This window comes from Streptomyces sp. CA-251247 (assembly GCF_050952975.1).
GTDB classification, from domain to species: Bacteria; Actinomycetota; Actinomycetes; order Streptomycetales; family Streptomycetaceae; genus Streptomyces; species Streptomyces achmelvichensis.
Genome location: NZ_CP191861.1, coordinates 91,960 through 107,068 on the forward strand (window position 1 = coordinate 91,960; position 15,109 = coordinate 107,068).

Annotated in this window: 16 protein-coding genes and 2 pseudogenes; 10 read left to right on the top strand and 8 right to left on the bottom strand. The window is 68.1% G+C overall.

All coding sequences use genetic code 11. The features are described from left to right. Positions 1-114: 114 nt before the first annotated feature. Positions 115-291, bottom strand: a pseudogene (locus tag ACQPWZ_RS00445) (LuxR C-terminal-related transcriptional regulator); the annotation flags it as partial. Positions 292-651: 360 nt separating this feature from the next. Here ACQPWZ_RS00445 and ACQPWZ_RS00450 point away from each other — a divergent pair. The 5 genes from ACQPWZ_RS00450 to ACQPWZ_RS00470 all read left to right on the top strand — a co-directional run bounded on the left by ACQPWZ_RS00450 (position 652) and on the right by ACQPWZ_RS00470 (position 5,453). After that, entirely contained in the window at positions 652-888 is a 237-nt protein-coding gene (locus ACQPWZ_RS00450; protein ID WP_433570214.1) for a hypothetical protein, read from the top strand. A 337-nt stretch (positions 889-1,225) separates the two neighbouring features. Continuing rightward, positions 1,226-2,560 (top strand): ice-binding family protein, encoded by a 1,335-nt coding sequence (locus tag ACQPWZ_RS00455; RefSeq protein ID WP_433570215.1) that lies wholly within the window; start codon positions 1,226-1,228, stop codon positions 2,558-2,560. 339 nt (positions 2,561-2,899) lie between these two features. Beyond that, complete coding sequence (locus tag ACQPWZ_RS00460) at positions 2,900-3,469, top strand: APC family permease (protein WP_433570216.1); 570 nt, start codon at positions 2,900-2,902, stop codon at positions 3,467-3,469. Positions 3,470-4,071: 602 nt separating this feature from the next. After that, positions 4,072-4,638, top strand: a complete 567-nt coding sequence (locus ACQPWZ_RS00465; RefSeq protein WP_433570217.1) for a DUF2243 domain-containing protein — start codon at positions 4,072-4,074, stop codon at positions 4,636-4,638. Further along, a complete protein-coding gene (locus ACQPWZ_RS00470) occupies positions 4,635-5,453 on the top strand; it encodes a cytochrome c oxidase assembly protein (protein WP_433570218.1) in 819 nt (272 codons plus the stop codon). Before ACQPWZ_RS00465 ends, ACQPWZ_RS00470 begins: the two co-directional genes overlap by 4 nt. Before the next feature lie 92 nt (positions 5,454-5,545). Here the strand turns inward: ACQPWZ_RS00470 and ACQPWZ_RS00475 are convergent, their stop codons facing one another. Further along, the gene (locus ACQPWZ_RS00475; protein WP_433570219.1) at positions 5,546-6,001 is read right to left on the bottom strand and encodes a VOC family protein; all 456 of its coding nucleotides are present in this window, start codon (positions 5,999-6,001) and stop codon (positions 5,546-5,548) included. A 96-nt stretch (positions 6,002-6,097) separates the two neighbouring features. Between ACQPWZ_RS00475 and ACQPWZ_RS00480 the strand changes: the two genes are divergently transcribed. Next, entirely contained in the window at positions 6,098-6,679 is a 582-nt protein-coding gene (locus tag ACQPWZ_RS00480; RefSeq protein WP_433570220.1) for a TetR/AcrR family transcriptional regulator, read from the top strand. Between the two features lie 20 nt (positions 6,680-6,699). Beyond that, a pseudogene (locus ACQPWZ_RS00485) lies at positions 6,700-6,893 on the top strand (alpha/beta hydrolase); the annotation flags it as partial. 100 nt (positions 6,894-6,993) lie between these two features. Here the strand turns inward: ACQPWZ_RS00485 and ACQPWZ_RS00490 are convergent. Beyond that, a complete protein-coding gene (locus ACQPWZ_RS00490) occupies positions 6,994-7,911 on the bottom strand; it encodes an NADP-dependent oxidoreductase (RefSeq protein WP_433570221.1) in 918 nt (305 codons plus the stop codon). Positions 7,912-8,411: 500 nt separating this feature from the next. Continuing rightward, positions 8,412-8,720 carry a hypothetical protein gene (locus tag ACQPWZ_RS00495; RefSeq protein WP_356706263.1) on the bottom strand — a complete coding sequence of 103 codons (309 nt, stop codon included), beginning with the start codon at positions 8,718-8,720 and terminating at the stop codon, positions 8,412-8,414. On the opposite strand from ACQPWZ_RS00495, the gene ACQPWZ_RS00500 reads away from it, so the two are divergent. Together ACQPWZ_RS00500 and ACQPWZ_RS00505 are read left to right on the top strand one after the other, a co-directional pair. Then, on the top strand, positions 8,712-8,882 hold the full coding sequence (locus ACQPWZ_RS00500) for a hypothetical protein (protein WP_433570222.1): 171 nt from the start codon (positions 8,712-8,714) through the stop codon (positions 8,880-8,882). The genes ACQPWZ_RS00495 and ACQPWZ_RS00500 overlap by 9 nt on opposite strands. A 389-nt stretch (positions 8,883-9,271) precedes the next feature. Further along, positions 9,272-10,240, top strand: coding sequence for a MerR family transcriptional regulator (locus ACQPWZ_RS00505; RefSeq protein ID WP_433570223.1), 969 nt, complete (start codon positions 9,272-9,274; stop codon positions 10,238-10,240). A gap of 544 nt (positions 10,241-10,784) precedes the next feature. Here the strand turns inward: ACQPWZ_RS00505 and ACQPWZ_RS00510 are convergent. The 3 genes from ACQPWZ_RS00510 to ACQPWZ_RS00520 all read right to left on the bottom strand — a co-directional run bounded on the left by ACQPWZ_RS00510 (position 10,785) and on the right by ACQPWZ_RS00520 (position 11,912). Continuing rightward, the gene (locus ACQPWZ_RS00510) at positions 10,785-11,051 is read right to left on the bottom strand and encodes a hypothetical protein (protein WP_356706260.1); all 267 of its coding nucleotides are present in this window, start codon (positions 11,049-11,051) and stop codon (positions 10,785-10,787) included. 94 nt (positions 11,052-11,145) lie between these two features. After that, positions 11,146-11,334, bottom strand: coding sequence for a hypothetical protein (locus ACQPWZ_RS00515; RefSeq protein ID WP_340471090.1), 189 nt, complete (start codon positions 11,332-11,334; stop codon positions 11,146-11,148). A 5-nt stretch (positions 11,335-11,339) separates the two neighbouring features. Next, positions 11,340-11,912, bottom strand: coding sequence for a DUF5994 family protein (locus ACQPWZ_RS00520; RefSeq protein WP_433570224.1), 573 nt, complete (start codon positions 11,910-11,912; stop codon positions 11,340-11,342). A 286-nt stretch (positions 11,913-12,198) separates the two neighbouring features. Between ACQPWZ_RS00520 and ACQPWZ_RS00525 the strand changes: the two genes are divergently transcribed. Beyond that, positions 12,199-12,675: a DUF5994 family protein gene (locus ACQPWZ_RS00525; RefSeq protein ID WP_433570225.1), complete on the top strand. Its 477-nt coding sequence runs from the start codon at positions 12,199-12,201 to the stop codon at positions 12,673-12,675. A 621-nt stretch (positions 12,676-13,296) separates the two neighbouring features. Here the strand turns inward: ACQPWZ_RS00525 and abc-f are convergent. Next, positions 13,297-14,931, bottom strand: coding sequence for a ribosomal protection-like ABC-F family protein (gene abc-f / locus ACQPWZ_RS00530; RefSeq protein ID WP_433570226.1), 1,635 nt, complete (start codon positions 14,929-14,931; stop codon positions 13,297-13,299). Positions 14,932-15,109 lie beyond the last annotated feature (178 nt).

Here is a 15,109-nt window from a genome sequence, read left to right on the forward strand (position 1 = left end):
TCGTTCAGGTGTGATACCGCCACCAGCGTAGTCGAACCAGAGCGGACGGACCTGGCTGTTCATCGCCGACGAACAGCCAGAAGATCTGGCAGATCGGCCTGCCCCCGCACCCCGTCAACCGTCACGGCCCGTCAGGCCCGCTTCGTAGGCGGCGATGGCAGCCGCCACCCGGTTGCGTCCGCCGAGTTTGCCGAGGGAGGCGCTGACGCGGGCCTTCACCGTGCCCTGGACCAGGTGCAGCCGCGCCCCGATCTCGGCGTTGGAGAGCCCCCTCACTCCCCGCCCGCTCAACGAGCCGCCATTCACTGGCAGTCGCCGGGCCTCTGGTCTCCGTTCTGGTCGCGGTTCTTGTCGCGCTGGAGGGCCTCGGGCCGGGTTGGAGCTGGTGCGGCTCATGCTGCGAGAAAGTGATGCCTGGTGCCGGCCGGAGGTGGAAGGGGCGTTCACCGTGCACGTCGGGTGGGTCCAGTACCTCAAGGTCGGCAGCAGCCAGCCCGGCCAGGGGCGCTTGCCACCACCCGCGAGCTCGGACTGTTTCCAGAGCGCCTGGACGCTTCTCCCTACGACTTCAAAACCGACGAAGACGGCGTTCTACGGTCGGCCGACGACGACTTCTGGGCCGGCCATTACAGGGCAGTTGCCTCCGGCCGCGTGGGAATCCTGGAAGAGGAGTACGTGCAGAACGCCTCACGATGGCATCGCCTCACCAGCGACACCATCGATACGGTTCGCGCCGCGCTCGCTCCCCCGCGCTCGCCTGGCCGTGTGGCCGTGTGGCCGGACCTGGCCTCCGACACCGCTGCCGTCCTTGACGCACTCCCCACAGAAGGCCTCATCGAGGCCGTCTGGCAGGACAGCGATGGCCAGGCAGAGAAGGCAAGTGGATGATGCTCCCTCATGCGAGCTAAGGGCGCCGCGCATTCGGCGGGTATGTCGGATGATCGCCGACATGAATTCACTAATATGCATTGCATATCGCGCCATCGAATCTTAATCAATTACCCAATTTTCGATGTCTCATCGTTGCCTCGGGGAATCTCTTGCGTAATATTCATCGGCATCAGCAAGGCTTCCGGGCTGTCGGTTAGGGCCCGGTGTGCCACGGCCCCCCACAGAAAATGGCCCTTAGATGAAGCTGAAGATCCGTCAAGCGGCAAACCGCCGTACTGTGTCAGGCATTCTGGCCTCGGCCCTTGCCACGACGGTTGCCGCTGCGATGGTCGTCATGACGTCTACGCAGGCGATGGCCATCGCGATCCCCGTACCTCTGGGCACCACCGCGAGCTACTCGGTTCTGGCAGGCCAGGGAGTCACCAACACCGGCCCCACACTGCTCAGCAACGACCTCGGGACGCACCCGAACCCGGCCATCACGGGCTTCCCGCCCGGGCAGGTGCTCGGTGCCGTGCACCCGGCGGACGCTCAGGCCGCACAGGCCAAGAGCGACCTGGTCGTGGCGTACAACCAGGCGGCCGGCCAGGCTCAGGACTTCGCACTTCCGGCGGGAATCGGCGGAGGCCAGGAACTGCTCCCGGGTGTCCACACGGCCACCTCGGGTGTCGGACTCACCGGCGACCTGGTCCTGAACGCCGGGGGAAACCCCAACGCGGTCTGGGTCTTCCAGATTCCTGAAGCCCTCACGACGGCAACGAGCAGCCGGATCCTCCTCACGAACGGCGCTTCGCCGTGCAACGTGTACTGGCAGATCGGTAGTTCGGCGACCATCGGCACCACCACCACCTTCGTGGGCACGATCATGGCTCTGACCTCGATCTTCGTGAACGCAGGGGCGAACATTCAGGGCCGGGCGCTCGCCCGCAACGGCGAGGTGACCCTCAACAACAACAGGATCTTCCTCGGCGAGTGCTCGACGGGCACCACCACGACCGGCACCACCACCGGTACCACCACCGGCACGACGACCGGCACCACCACCGGCACCACCACGGGGACGACGACCGGCACGACCACCGGCACCACCACGACCGGCACCACCACCGGCACGACGACCGGCACCACCACCGGTACCACCACGGGGACGACGACCGGCACCACCACCGGCACGACCACCAGTGGCGGTCTGCTCACCGGCGGTCTGGTCAGCGGAGGCCTGCTGGGCGGCCCCGTCGTCGGCGTCGTCAGCGGCGGCACCTCGGGCAACATCGCGGGCAACACCTCCGGCAACACCGCGGGCAACTCGTCGGGGAACACCTCCGGGAACACCGCGGGCAACACCACCTCCGGGAACACGCAGGGCAACACGTCCGGCAACACCGCGGGCGGCAACGGCGGCCCTGTGGGCGGGCACGACGGGAACAACAAGCCGGGCCACGGCAACCACGACAACAAGCCCGGCCACGGCCAGGACCACGGCGACAAGCCGGGTCACGACAACAAGCCGGGCCACGGGCAGCACCACGGCGGCAAGCCCGGCCACGGTGACCACGGCGACAAGCCCGGTCACGACGGCAAGCCCGGCGAGCACTACGGCTACGGCGACAAGCCGAACGGCCACGACGGTGATGACGGTGACGACGGCCCCAAGGGACACGAGGGCTAGTCGGAACACTGCAGTGAACCCTCACAAGGGATGACGGCGCACGGCGGAATCTTCACTGACTCCGCCGTGCGCCGTCCGTGACAAGCCGTACGGGGAAGCATTGTCTCCTCGACCTACCGGTCCCGTATGACGTCCGGCCCTGCACACTTCAACTGGCGACCGTCTGACGCCTCACGAGATACACGGCTACGGCAACAAGGGATCAAAACCTGCACCGCCGAGCCGCCCCCGCAAGGGCGATGTCCTTGGTGCCGGGGCGTATACGTTCTTGTGGGTCAGGTCGCCGCCGATACCGGCGGCGCTGTGTGGGTACCTCTCGGCGTTGCCCTCGTCCCGGCCATGGCTGACGGCGGCAAGGATCCGCGCCGCTCCTACCCCCGCGCCCTGTTCGGCGCGCTCGCCACAGCGGGCGTCGTGTACGTACTCGTGGGCATCGCTGCTGCCGCGGCGGTACCGACCGGCGAACTCGCCGAGTCCAGCGGGCCGCTGCTCGAAGTCGTCAAAGCGGCAGGGGGCGTACCGACTTGGCTCTTCAGCGCGATCGCGCTCGTCGCCGTTGCCGATGGTGCTCTGCTCACCGGCGTCATGTCCTCCCGGCTCGCCTATGGCATGGCGCGCGATGGACTGCTGCCCGCCGGGCTGACCAACGTGCTTCCCGGCCGTCCCACCCCCTGGGTCGCGATCGCGGTGACCACCGCGCTGTCGATTCTCCTCGCCCTCACTGGAAGTGCTGCCACCCTGGCGTTTCCACACTGGTTCTTCTGCTGCTCGTGGTGTTCTTCATCGTCAACATCGCCGTTCTCGTGCTGCGGTGCGAGACGATGTATGCACCGACACGAACGAGCGGAACTCCACTACCGGCACATGACGTCAGCTGGGCCCTGGCGGTATGCAGTGTCGTGCAGGTAGGTGTGTATGCGCTCGACCCAGGTAGGCAAACCGGCAGGCGCAACTGGTCCCGTTGGCGACCACTGCGGCCTTCGACACTCGGCACTCAGCCGTCACTTCCTCTCACTCCCGATATCGGCGGGACACGACGGCAAGCAAGGAGCACGGTCAGCTCGGGTGCCGCGGGTGTTTACCTGTCACCCGAATTTTCGTGCTGCGAGAGCCGGATCTCTACCGCATCAACCGGCCGTCATTGCCCGGCCGCCGAGTCTGCTTTTCGGTCGACCATGCGGGGCACGAAAGGCCCAGCCCCGCGCCATTGCACCAGATGTGGCAGCCGTGCCGCTGACCGGGCGTGTGCAAAGGGGGCGCTTTTGAGACCCGCGAAGCATGGGCAATTGGTGCTCTTGCGGAGTCGGAGTAGTTCTAGTGCGATTGCGAGGTACTTCACCCTGCCCCTCGCTGAGGAAGGCCCTGGCATGACGTCCAATCCTTTGAACAGCGTGGTATTCCGCTGGACCGGCGCACGGGCAATCGGCGGGAGCCGGACGTGACGCTGCGCACGACGGGGGTACCGCCGTGGTCCTTGAACGCCGAGCACTGACCGGAGTAAGGGAGTCGTGATGGCCGTTACCAGCGGCAGTACGTACGCGAGTGCTCCACGCAGGAGCCTCCAGCTGCCAGGACTCACCCTTGGAGTGGGGCTCGGCGGGTTCGTCGACGGCATTGTGCTGCACCAGCTTCTGCAGTGGCACCACATGCTCACCAGCACGAATCACGACCGGATCGGTGTGAAGTACTACCCCGCGACCACCGTCGACGGCCTGAAGATGAACACGGTGTGGGACGGCATCTTCCACGCCGTCTGCTGGGTCGCCGTCCTTGCGGGACTGGCCCTGCTGTACTCACGTGTGACCGACCACCGGCGTCGGGTCTGGACCTCACCCGCTCTGTGGGGCTGGATCCTGGTCGGCTGGGGCTTGTTCAACATCGTCGAGGGCCTCGTCGACCATCAGATCCTCGGCATCCATCATGTCTACGCCGGAGCACAGCAGGCATGGTGGGACGCGGGCTTCCTTCTCCTGGGCGCGTTGTTCGTCGCAGGGGGCTGGGCCATCCAGCGCCGCAGCCGGCCGTTCGACCCCGAGGGTGAAGGCGAGTCGTCACAGCCCGGCTCCGCCGCCGCATGAACAGCCATCCCGCGGAGCAGCACCACGCCGGCCCGGGCACGCTGCTGGACGTGATGCTGCCGGTGACCGCGCTCCTGGCGCTGGGCTCGCTGTACTTGCTCTTGGCGGCCGTCGCCCGCCACCGCAACCCGGTAGCCGGATGGAGCCGCTGGCGCACCGGCTGGTTCCTGACCGGCCTTGGTCTCCTCGCGCTGGCTCAGTTGCCGCCGGTGGCACCCTTCGCCCACGAAGACTTCCGCGGCCACATGCTCCAGCACCTGCTGGTCGGCATGTACGCTCCCCTCGCCCTCGTCCTCGGGGCTCCGGTCACCCTCCTGCTGCGCACGCTGCCGACAGACCGGGCCCGAAAGCTGTCCGGAATCCTCCGAAGCCGCCCGCTGCGGGTGATCACTCACCCCGCCCTCGCACTGGTGCTGAGCGTGGGAACACTCGGTGCCCTGTACTTCACACCTCTGTACGAGGCGATGGACGGGCAGATGCTCTGGCACCAGATCCTTCACGCCCATTTCCTGCTCTCAGGGTGTCTGTTCGCGTGGGTCATCGCCGGTCCCGACCCCGCTCCTGCCCGGCCGGGCGTGCCCACCCGGCTGGTCGTCCTGGGCATCGCGATCGCCGCGCACGCCATCCTGGCGCAGATGATGTATGCCGGTCTCTACCTCGGTGTCCGCGCCTCTGCCGAGCAGATCCAAGGCGGCGCGGAGATCATGTACTACGGCGGAGACATCGGCGAACTACTGCTGGCAGCCGCGCTCGTGGCCACCTGGCGCCCAACACCCCGCACCAAGCGACAAGCCCACTGCGCCGCCACCCGGTGAAGAAGTGGCGTTCGGGCCATCAGCCGGCGGCCCGTAGCAGGGGGCCGCGGCGGAGGGTCCTGAGACCATTGCTGCGGCCTGCGGTAGAGGTATCAGTCGTCGGTGTAGTGGCCGGCGTACTCCTCGCTGGGAGGGACGACGGTGATGACGTCGATCAGCACATTGTCGGGGGCGGCGACGAGGAAGTGGCGCTGTCCGAACTCCTCTGTCCGCAGCGGCAGTACCTCGGGCAGGCCCGCCTGCGCCACGAGGCGCTTGTGCTCGGCGTCCACGTCGTCCACCTCGAAGTTCAGCAGCAAGCCGCCCCGGAGTGCGACCCGGTGGCTCTCGGGGACGGTCGGGTGGGCATGGTCGAGGAGGGCCAGTTCGTACTGCGGGGCGTCGGGGCGGCGCAGGCTGACGTACCAGTCCATCTCGAAGGTGACCTCGAATCCGAGGTGGCGGGTGTAGAAGTCGCGGGAGGCGGCCACGTCCCGGGTGGCGACCACTGGGTAGAAGCTGCCGAGCGTGGGCGTGGGCGTGGCCCTGATCGTGAGTTCGTTCGTCATGGCAGAGGTCCTTCACTTCTCTTCACATACCCAAGGTATGTGAACCAATGCCGCTAGCATACCTCGGGTACGCGAAACGGGAAGGCGGTGCGCGCGATGGCGGTCAGTCGGGCAGAGCAGCGGGCGTTCACACGGCAAGCGCTGCTTGTCGAAGGACGGCGCCGGTTCGCCGCCCACGGGTACCACCACGTGGTGCTCGCCGAGGTGGCACAGGCCGTCGGGGTCACCAAGGGTGCCGCCTACCACCACTTCGACAGCAAGGCAGGACTCTTCCGGGCCGTCGTCGCCGAGGTCCAGCAGGAACTGGGCGAGCGAGTCGCAACCGCGGCCGAGCAGTACGACGACCTCTGGGAGCAACTCCGGGCCGGCTGCCGGGCCTTCCTGGCCGCCGGGACCGACCCGGCGGTGCGGCAAATCCTGCTTCTCGACGCCCCAACCGTGCTCGGCTGGGACGAATGGCGAGCCCTGGACGAAGCCTCCTCCGCCAGACACCTCTCGGAGGCCCTGCAAGCACTCGCCGCAGCCGGGATCATCGCCGACCAACCGGTGGAACCCCTGACCCGGCTGCTCTCGGGGGCGATGAACGAGACCGCGCACTGGATCGCACGAGGCGGGGACCCACACGCCGCTGAACAGGCACTCGACCGACTCCTGACGGGACTGCACACTCCGGGCTAGCTCTCGCGCAGCACTCAACCCGGCAGGTCACTATTCCGCTGCATGTCCTGCTGCACTGGGACGACGAAGGTAACGACCGGCAAGCGGCCCTGGACCTGTTTGACGCCTTCGGTTCCAAGGAGAAGTCCGGCACGCCGATATGGGCGGTCACACCGGCGTTCCGCAGTTCGCGGGGGACGCCGCGGCCCAGTTCTTCACACGGCACCTGCAGTGAGCCCAGGCCGTCGGACCGGCAGTAGACGGTGCTGATGTCGGCCGCATACCGCTCAACGACCCCGGTACGTCGTGACGGGGTCTCTGCTGTCTCTGCGTCCTTATGGACGAACGCGGATGATGGTCTTGCCCTTGATCCGCTCCGTCGGGTTGAAGGCGGCAACGGCGTCGTCGAGGGCCGCGACTTTGCCGATGTTTGTCCGCACTCGTCCGTCCCGCACTCGCTGGACGATCTCACTCAGTTGGGGGCGGTCGGCCTCGACGACGAAGTCAACCGCCAGGCCGTCCGTCGGCTTCGCCTCGGGCGGGCCGGCGATGGTCACCAGCATTCCTCCGGCTCGAACCAGACCCGCGGACCGCTTCCCGATGTCGCCGCCGATAACGTCGAAAACCAGGTCGACTCCGCCGACGTCTTTCAGCTCGTCGTTGTCGAGGTCGACGAACTCGTGCGCGCCGAAGTCGAGTGCGGTCTGCCGGTCGGCGGCGCGTCCGGTGCCGATGACGTAGGCGCCGGCCTCTTTGGCGAGCTGCGTCACCATCGAGCCGACTCCACCGGCCGCACCATGCACGAGGACGCTCTGCCCCACCTGGAAGCGGCCATGCACGAACAGTCCCTGCCACGCGGTCAGGCCCGAGATCGGCAGGCTGGCCCCCACCGTGAAATCGACATCGCCCGGCAGCGGCGCGACGTTACGCGCCTCGATAGCCACGTACTCCGCCAGGGTGCCGTCACGAGCCCAGTCCGCGAGGCCGAACACCCGCTGTCCCACCGACAGCCCTCTCGTGCCATAGCCGAGCGCGCTGACCACGCCAGCCACCTCGTGGCCGGGGATCGACGGCGTGCGGTCCCGCCCAAGGCGATCGGTCCAGGTTCCGGGCCATGTCAGCTCGCCGGGGGTGAATCCCGACGCATGTACCTCAACGAGGACATCGTTCCCCGACGCCTCCGGCTCCGGCCGCTCCGTCAGCGTCATCCCAGCCGTTCCCGCGGCCTCGTCCGTCACCACAATCGCTTTCATCGAGCACCTCTCTGTACCTAAGCTTCGCGTCCCACGGCATGTCGGGCTGCACGCCATGAGCGTCGCCGGAGCTCCGCGTTTCACCACGGCAGATGAGCTGAGATTGAGGCGCGGCTAAAGCGCCACAAATGACCGTATAACGCAGACGGTGCAATCAACGCGCGCGGAAGTCCCCGTAGCGGAGTGTCCTGAACGTTCCTCCCCATCGCCCCGATACATGCCGCCCTGCACATCACAGAACAGACCCCCGTCAGGGGTGCGGCGTAGCGCAATCACGCAGTGATCCGAAGTGCCCTTGGTGGAGGGCTGTGGCGTGTGACCATCTCGGGGTGCCGCCCGTCGCCGAAAGGGGGCGCGGGCGTGATCCGGAACCAGGCCGCGCCAGCGGCATGCGAGCCAGGTCCCCTCCTCTTTATGGGCGCGCGCTCCATCGTGGTGCTGCTCGGCAGGGTCGAGGCTTGGCGCGACTTCGGGCTGCGGAGGGATCGGGGCGGTTGGGACTATTCCGGGGGGAGGTCGGATGTGAGGGCGGGCTGCGGAGCGCCGATGCTCTGGATCAGCTCCACGCTACTGAACAGCAGGTGGCTGGTGGAGAAGGAGCCGGTGATGCGGACGTAGTAGGAAACGCCGTCGGAATGCCGGTAGACCCGCCGCCCCTTCTCCCGCAGCATCGAGCTCGGGCGGAAGGTGCGGGCGGCATCGTCGAGCGCCGCCTGCGCGTCGTCGCGGGAACCCTGGACGGTGGCGACAGTGTCGATGTAGGTGCCGTCGGTCCTGACGTATTGCACAATGATCTCCCAGTGGGCCATTCCAGGATCCTGCGGCACACAACCCGCCATGACAACGGCTTCACCTACCTTCTGCGCGCTGCTCAGCGGAGCCTGCACAGCCGCCGGTCCAGGGGCGCCCCGCTGGACCAATTCCAGCAACTCGCCGCCCTCGGACTGGAGTGGGCGGTGCTCAACACGTAGGCAACACGGAAAGGGAGCAGCCGGTTCAGACGGCCTGAATGGGCGTGACGCCGCGGCCGGCCGATCATCGACCGTACTGAGAACAGCGTCATGAACCCCACGCCCAGGCGTACACGGCCGTACTGACCCATGCCTCGGAAGTTCTGCAGCTCCTGGAACGGGCGCTCGGGTGTATTGATGCGGGCGACAGCGCCCGGTACCCGTCTGTCGCCCAGCAGTTGACGGACTCGTGACGACGGCCGGGTGTCGCTTGAGCCGGTCGATGCTGCACTCCACCAATCGTGTTGGCGCTTTGGGCGCTCACAGGGTCGTGTGCCCCGCGGTGGCTTCGCCCGGCACACGTGGGGGGTACTTGAGTCTCCAGCAGGGGGAGACCTGAAGGTGGGGACATGAACGGCCACACGCTCTACTCGATCGGCGAGCTGGCCCGGCGAACCGGTGCCACGGTCAAGACCATCCGGTTCTACTCCGACTGCGGGCTCGTACCGCCCACGGACCGCAGTCCGGCCGGCTACCGCCTCTACGACAACGGCGCCGTCGCGCGCCTGGACCTTGTCCGAACCCTGCGTGACCTGGGACTGGAACTTGCTGCCATCCGAAAGGTCATGGACCGCGAACTCACGCTGTCGGCAGTTGCCGCGGCGCATGCCGAGGCGCTGGACGTGCAGATCCGGATCCTGCGGCTGCGGCGCGCAGTGCTGACTGCTGTGGCGAGGCGTGAGGCCACCCCCGAGGAGACGAATCTGATGCACAAACTGGCCAAGCTCTCCGAAACGGAGCGCCGACGGCTGGTCGGTGACTTCCTCGACGCCGCCTTCGGCGGCGTGGGAACCGGCTCCGTGTTCGCGGGGCCCATGCGCTCGATGACTCCGTACCTGCCGGAAGACCCCGATGCGGAACAGGTCCAAGCGTGGGTGGAACTGGCCGAACTGACCGAAGACCCGGAATTCCGTACCTATGTGCGACACCTGGTCGAGGACCAGGCGGCCGGGCACATCGCGGACACTCCACCCAGCCCGCACAGGGACTTGGCTGCGATCGTCCGCGACCAGATCGCCCCGGCCGTGGCAGCCGGCATCGAACCGGCCTCACCCCAGGCCGATCCGATCGTCTCGGCCCTGATGACCCGCTGCACGCCTCTTCTCGAATCCCGGGACGATGCCGAGTCCCGGGGGCAGCTCCTGACCCGGCTGGAACGTATGAACGACCCGCGCAGAGAGCGGTACTTCTCGCTGCTCGCGGTGATCAACGGCTGGCCCGGTCCGGAGAGCCTTCAGCCGGTGCTCGACTGGTCCGTCCACGCTCTGCAAGCCCGACCGCTCTCGCCCTTCGCCCCTGGTGCGCGGAAAACGAGCTGAGCCCACTCAGCCCCATGGGCCGGTCGCAGCGATCGGACCTTGTGGCTCGCTCTCACGCCCCGGCGTATCACCAACCGTCGTATCGTCGCCGACCCACGCGGCCGTCACACTGACTCCTTGCAGTCCCAAATAGACCGTCCGGGGGCGCTGCGGCGGGTACGTCAGCGCTTCGGGCAACGCGCCCTGAGCAGAGGGCGGATTGTTCGCCGCGGCCAGGATGTGCCCGTTGCGGGGGGGGCGACCACAACGATCGCCGGGCGGCGGTGGCGGGCGGGGACTGGGCGAGAGCTGCGGCGGCCGCAGTCGCGGCCTGCATCATGATCATCGCGGATCGGTTGTACCCGGCCGACGCACCCTCAGGAACAGGCCCCCGACACGGAGTTCCCCCCGAGCGAGAGGCGGATTGACCGCTGAAACGACACTGCACCCCGGGCACAGCGTCCAATCCCGGTCTACCGAAACCAGGTACGCCGCAGCCCCTCCGCGGTCTGGCTTCGAGCCAGTGCCGCTGCGAGCAGATCGTTGCCGAGCTACGTCGGGGCACTCAGGTTTCGTCGGAGTGGGCGCCGGCGCCGACGGGGGTCCGGCTGGCGGCCAGCCAGGAGCGGGCAGGGCCGGCGGGGGTTGCCGTGTCCACAGTGAGGTGGAGGCGGGTGTCGCCGTCGAGGCCGGGATAGCTGCGCTGTTCCGCGCCGGCGAAGCAGCCGCGAAGGGCTTCCGCGACCGCTCGGGCGACTTCGGGCGTGTGCGCGATGATCCGTACCTCGGCGTGCCCGAGCGATGGCAGTGTCTGGGTCTCGATGTACTTCACGTGGGCGTGTCCCCTTCAGGGTGGGCGAGAAGCCGGCGACCGGGGGCACCATCGCGCCCCGGCCGCTGCCCCCGGTCGGAGGAAGGTCTGTTCCTCACCGGCCGGCATCCGTGCGGTGGGCTCGACGACCGGTGTCGTCCGGCAGACCGGGAGGTCTCGGCAGGGGGTCACTGAAGTGGTAAGCCGCGATCCGCGCGTCGTGCTGGGCGTTCAGCAGGTGTATCCAGCACACTCCAGCGGTGATCGCGAGGATGATCAGCCCGATGAAGACGATGGTCTCCATGTCCCTCACCTCCAGGTGCTTCCGGGCGGGACGACGCGTCTGCCCATCGCGTCCCCGAAGGGGGACATGCAGGCCCCGCCTTCACTCTCCCAGGTGGCTTCCCCGCGCACGGCGTCCCGGATGCCGCGGCCGATGCCGGCTTCGTTGGCCATCAGGACGCCGGCAGTGAGGACGCCGCCCGGGATCGCTGCGGCGGCCATCAGGCGGGCCGCAGCTGCGGGTACAGTCTCGGGCGGGATGACGAGGAGATCCCAGCGGCCGACGGAGTACGAGAACAGAATCAGCTTGTCGGGATCCTGCTCGGTGAACCAGCCCACGTGCAGCAAACGCCCGTCCACAGCAACCGTGTGCGGGACAACCGGCCAGCGGACTGGGCTCACCGTGACGCGGGTGACGCGGCCCCAGGGCTCGGCCAGGGCAGCGGCGAGTGGTGGAAGCTCGGCTGCGAGGTCGCGGGAGTGTGGCCACCAGGCCCCGTCCAGCTGGCCGGCGAGTGTGGTCTTCGGGGTGAGAGACAAGCGGGCCGGGAACTCTGCGGCGAGATCGCGGGGCGCGGTCCGATCGAGTGTCGTGGTCATCATGCGGACCTGCCCCCGGGCCGCCCGTCGGCAGCCCGGTTTTTAGGCGATCGCCGGAAATGACACCCGCGTGAAAGCCGGTGCGCGAAGTACTCCCGGTGCTCTCACTGTACGCCTGATCGATGGGAAATGACCGGTGTGACCAGGTATTTCGACGGTGACGCCATGGAGAGCGGCGAGCGGCGGGAGTACCGTGAAACGACGGCGGGCTCGCGTACGTCGACGGCCGGGCAACGGTGCCGGCCTGGGACGAGGCACGGCCGTACTCCGTAGACGGGCGGATCACATGGCTGACTCCGAGATTCCCCCCAGACCCCCACTGCTCCTTCCGGATGCGATCCACCAGGCGGTCAACCCGGGTACGGCCCTGCTTCGACTGGAGACCACTCGGTCCCGGGAGGGCCTCCTGGACGGTGCGTGGTGGCCCCGTACACGCGACATCAAGACCGAACTGCCCGCGCTGATCAGCACGTTGACCGAGTACCTCGGGCCCATCACACGGGTCGGCGTGGACGCATCCGCCTGGAACGGCCTCCCCACCCGCCTGGTCATCGACGACCAGGTCGTCCACCTCGACTCCGACCCGGTCGGCGACGACACCATCCTCATCACCCGCGGCCACAACGACCACTTCGCCCTGCTCGTGGTTCCCCCGGACACCACCGCCGACACCGCCCGCGAAGCGATGGCCCGCGCCGTCCGCGCAGACAACATCACCGAGGCCGCACAGATCCTCATCGCCACCACACCCGACCCCGAGTAGAACCAGCTCGTTGACCCAGGCATCCACTGACGAGCGGATGGCGAGCCCGGCCCCCACAGGTTCCCGCTGAACGCAGAAGCTCTGGCACACCGTCGTCACGATCTCCAGGCCGTGCCGACCGACGCAGTCCGGGTCCGGTCGCCACCGCCGACGGCAGCGTGGTGCTGCTGTCCCACACGCTCACCCGGACAGCACCCTCGCCGATCGCCAGATCCAGCAGGCACGGTCCCGGCGCGTATGTGCGGGCCTTGGTCACCGGCTCGCTCACTACCAACTGCACCGGCAGGGCTGGGAGCGCAGCCGCACTTCCCTTCACCAAAGAGATGGGGCCCACCCTCGAATCCGCGTGGAACCCGGCGGCGCGATCCCGGAAGGACATATCGGAGAGCCCGGCACCTTGCTCTGCCGATCCGCCGCAGCAGGGTGGCGTTGCCGACACGGTTTTCCCCGATCAGGCCCATGGGGTGACCAGGGGCGGCGGTGACCGAGACACCGTCCGGGACGCGGCGTCCGCCGAGGCCGACAGACCGGGTTGGGGCACGGGGTACCGTCCCGGCGTGATCGGTGGTCGACCCGCCGGGCGCACGGCCTCGGAGGCGGCCCACGTCATACGTCGGCGGCTCACACCTCGGGTTCCCCCGTTTCCTGCAGTACCCCGTCGGCCAGCCGCAGCCAGCGGCTGATCCCGATCTTGGCGAGGAACCGCTCGTCGTGGCTGACCACCATGAAGGCGCCCTGGTAGGAGTTGAGCGCGCTCTCCAGCTGGCCCGCGCTGATGAGGTCGAGGTTGTTCGTGGGCTCGTCGAGCAGCAGCAGATGCGGGGCCGGCTCGGCGCACAGCACACAGGCCAGGGTGGCGCGCAGGCGCTCGCCGCCGGAGAGCACCCTCACCGGCAGATGGGCCCGCGCGCCCCTGAAGAGGAACCGGGCGAGCAGGTTCATCCGCTCCGCCTCGGGACGCTCCGGCGCGAACGCGGCGAAGTTCTCCGCCACGGTGCGGTCCAGGTCCAGCAGGTCCAGGCGCTGCGACAGGTAGGCGATCCTCCCGTCGTTGCGCTTGATGTCCCCGCTCTTGGGGACGAGACCGCCGGTGACCAGCTGCAGCAGGGTGGTCTTGCCGGCGCCGTTGGGTCCGGTCAGCGCGATGCGCTCGGGGCCCCGGACGCTCAGGTCGACGCCGCTCGCCGCGAACACGTCCTTGTCGCCGAGGCGGACCTGCATGCCCTCGCCGAGGAACAGGTTGCGGCCGGCGGGCACCTGGGTGTCGGGCAGCTCCAGCGTGAGCCGCTGCTCCTCGCGCAGCGCCTGCCCGGCCTCGTCGAGGCGGGCCTTGGCATCGCTGACCCGGGACGCGTGCATCGTGCCGGACCTGCCCGCGGCCTCCTGAGCGCCGCGCTTCATGTTGCCGGCGAAGATCTTGGGCAGACCGGCGTTCTTCAGGTTCTTGGCGGCGTTGCTCGCCCGGCGCTCGGCGCGCTCGCGGGCCTGCTGCAGCTCCCGCTTCTCCCGCTTCAATTCCTGCTCGGCGTTGCGGACGTTCTTCTCGGCGACTTCCTGCTCGGCGCGGACGGCCTCCTCGTACTCGGTGAAATTGCCGCCGTACAGACGTAGTTCGTCGCTGCCGAGTGCGGCGATGCGGTCCATGCGGTCGAGGAGTGCGCGGTCATGGCTGACCAGGAGCAGACTGCCGTTGAAGTCCGACAGCACGTCGTAGAGCTTGTGCCGGGCTTGGCGGTCGAGGTTGTTGGTCGGCTCGTCGAGCAGGAGGATGTCGGGGCGCTTGAGCAACTGGGCGGCGAGGCCGAGGGAGACCACCTGGCCACCGCTGAGCGTGCTCAGACTGCGGTCCAGGGTGAGGCCGGCCAGGCCCAGACGGTCGAGCTGGGCGCGAGTGCGCTCCTCGATGTCCCAGTCGTCACCGATGGTGGCGAAGTTCTTCTCGTCGACATCGCCGGACTCGACCGCGTCCAGGGCGCGGATCACCGCGGCGACACCGAGTACTTCGGCGACGGTGAGGTCGCTGGTCAGGGGCAGGGTCTGCGGGAGGTAGCCGAGCACGCCGTTCACCGACACCGAGCCAGTGGCGGGCTTCAGCTCACCGGCGATCAGCTTGAGCAGAGTGCTCTTGCCGGAGCCGTTGGGCGCGACCAGGCCCGTACGACCGGGCGGCACGGTGAATGACAGGTCGTGGAAGACGGGGGTGTCGTCGGGCCAGGCGAAGGAGACGTTCGAGCAGACGACGGCAGCGTCGGACATGGAAATGACCTCGGAGAAGCAGCGGGCAGAGCGTTGACCTCTGCCCTGGGCAGACGTGGGAAAGGGGTACGACGAAACGGACCACTTCGGCAGCGCTCCTGAGCGCCGGCCGGTGGCCGTCAGATCCGGATCTCACCCGGAAATGTCGTCGTCACCCACCACGTCTATGACTCCTCGA

Coding starts and splice junctions, on each gene's coding strand:
- ACQPWZ_RS00455 (WP_433570215.1), top strand. CDS start 1,226: ATGACGTCTACGCAGGCGATGGCCATCGCGATCCCCGTACCTCTGGGC.
- ACQPWZ_RS00460 (WP_433570216.1), top strand. CDS start 2,900: ATGGCTGACGGCGGCAAGGATCCGCGCCGCTCCTACCCCCGCGCCCTG.
- ACQPWZ_RS00465 (WP_433570217.1), top strand. CDS start 4,072: ATGGCCGTTACCAGCGGCAGTACGTACGCGAGTGCTCCACGCAGGAGC.
- ACQPWZ_RS00470 (WP_433570218.1), top strand. CDS start 4,635: ATGAACAGCCATCCCGCGGAGCAGCACCACGCCGGCCCGGGCACGCTG.
- ACQPWZ_RS00475 (WP_433570219.1), bottom strand. CDS start 6,001: ATGACGAACGAACTCACGATCAGGGCCACGCCCACGCCCACGCTCGGC.
- ACQPWZ_RS00480 (WP_433570220.1), top strand. CDS start 6,098: ATGGCGGTCAGTCGGGCAGAGCAGCGGGCGTTCACACGGCAAGCGCTG.
- ACQPWZ_RS00490 (WP_433570221.1), bottom strand. CDS start 7,911: ATGAAAGCGATTGTGGTGACGGACGAGGCCGCGGGAACGGCTGGGATG.
- ACQPWZ_RS00495 (WP_356706263.1), bottom strand. CDS start 8,720: ATGGCCCACTGGGAGATCATTGTGCAATACGTCAGGACCGACGGCACC.
- ACQPWZ_RS00505 (WP_433570223.1), top strand. CDS start 9,272: ATGAACGGCCACACGCTCTACTCGATCGGCGAGCTGGCCCGGCGAACC.
- ACQPWZ_RS00515 (WP_340471090.1), bottom strand. CDS start 11,334: ATGGAGACCATCGTCTTCATCGGGCTGATCATCCTCGCGATCACCGCT.
- ACQPWZ_RS00520 (WP_433570224.1), bottom strand. CDS start 11,912: ATGACCACGACACTCGATCGGACCGCGCCCCGCGATCTCGCCGCAGAG.
- ACQPWZ_RS00525 (WP_433570225.1), top strand. CDS start 12,199: ATGGCTGACTCCGAGATTCCCCCCAGACCCCCACTGCTCCTTCCGGAT.
- abc-f (WP_433570226.1), bottom strand. CDS start 14,931: ATGTCCGACGCTGCCGTCGTCTGCTCGAACGTCTCCTTCGCCTGGCCC.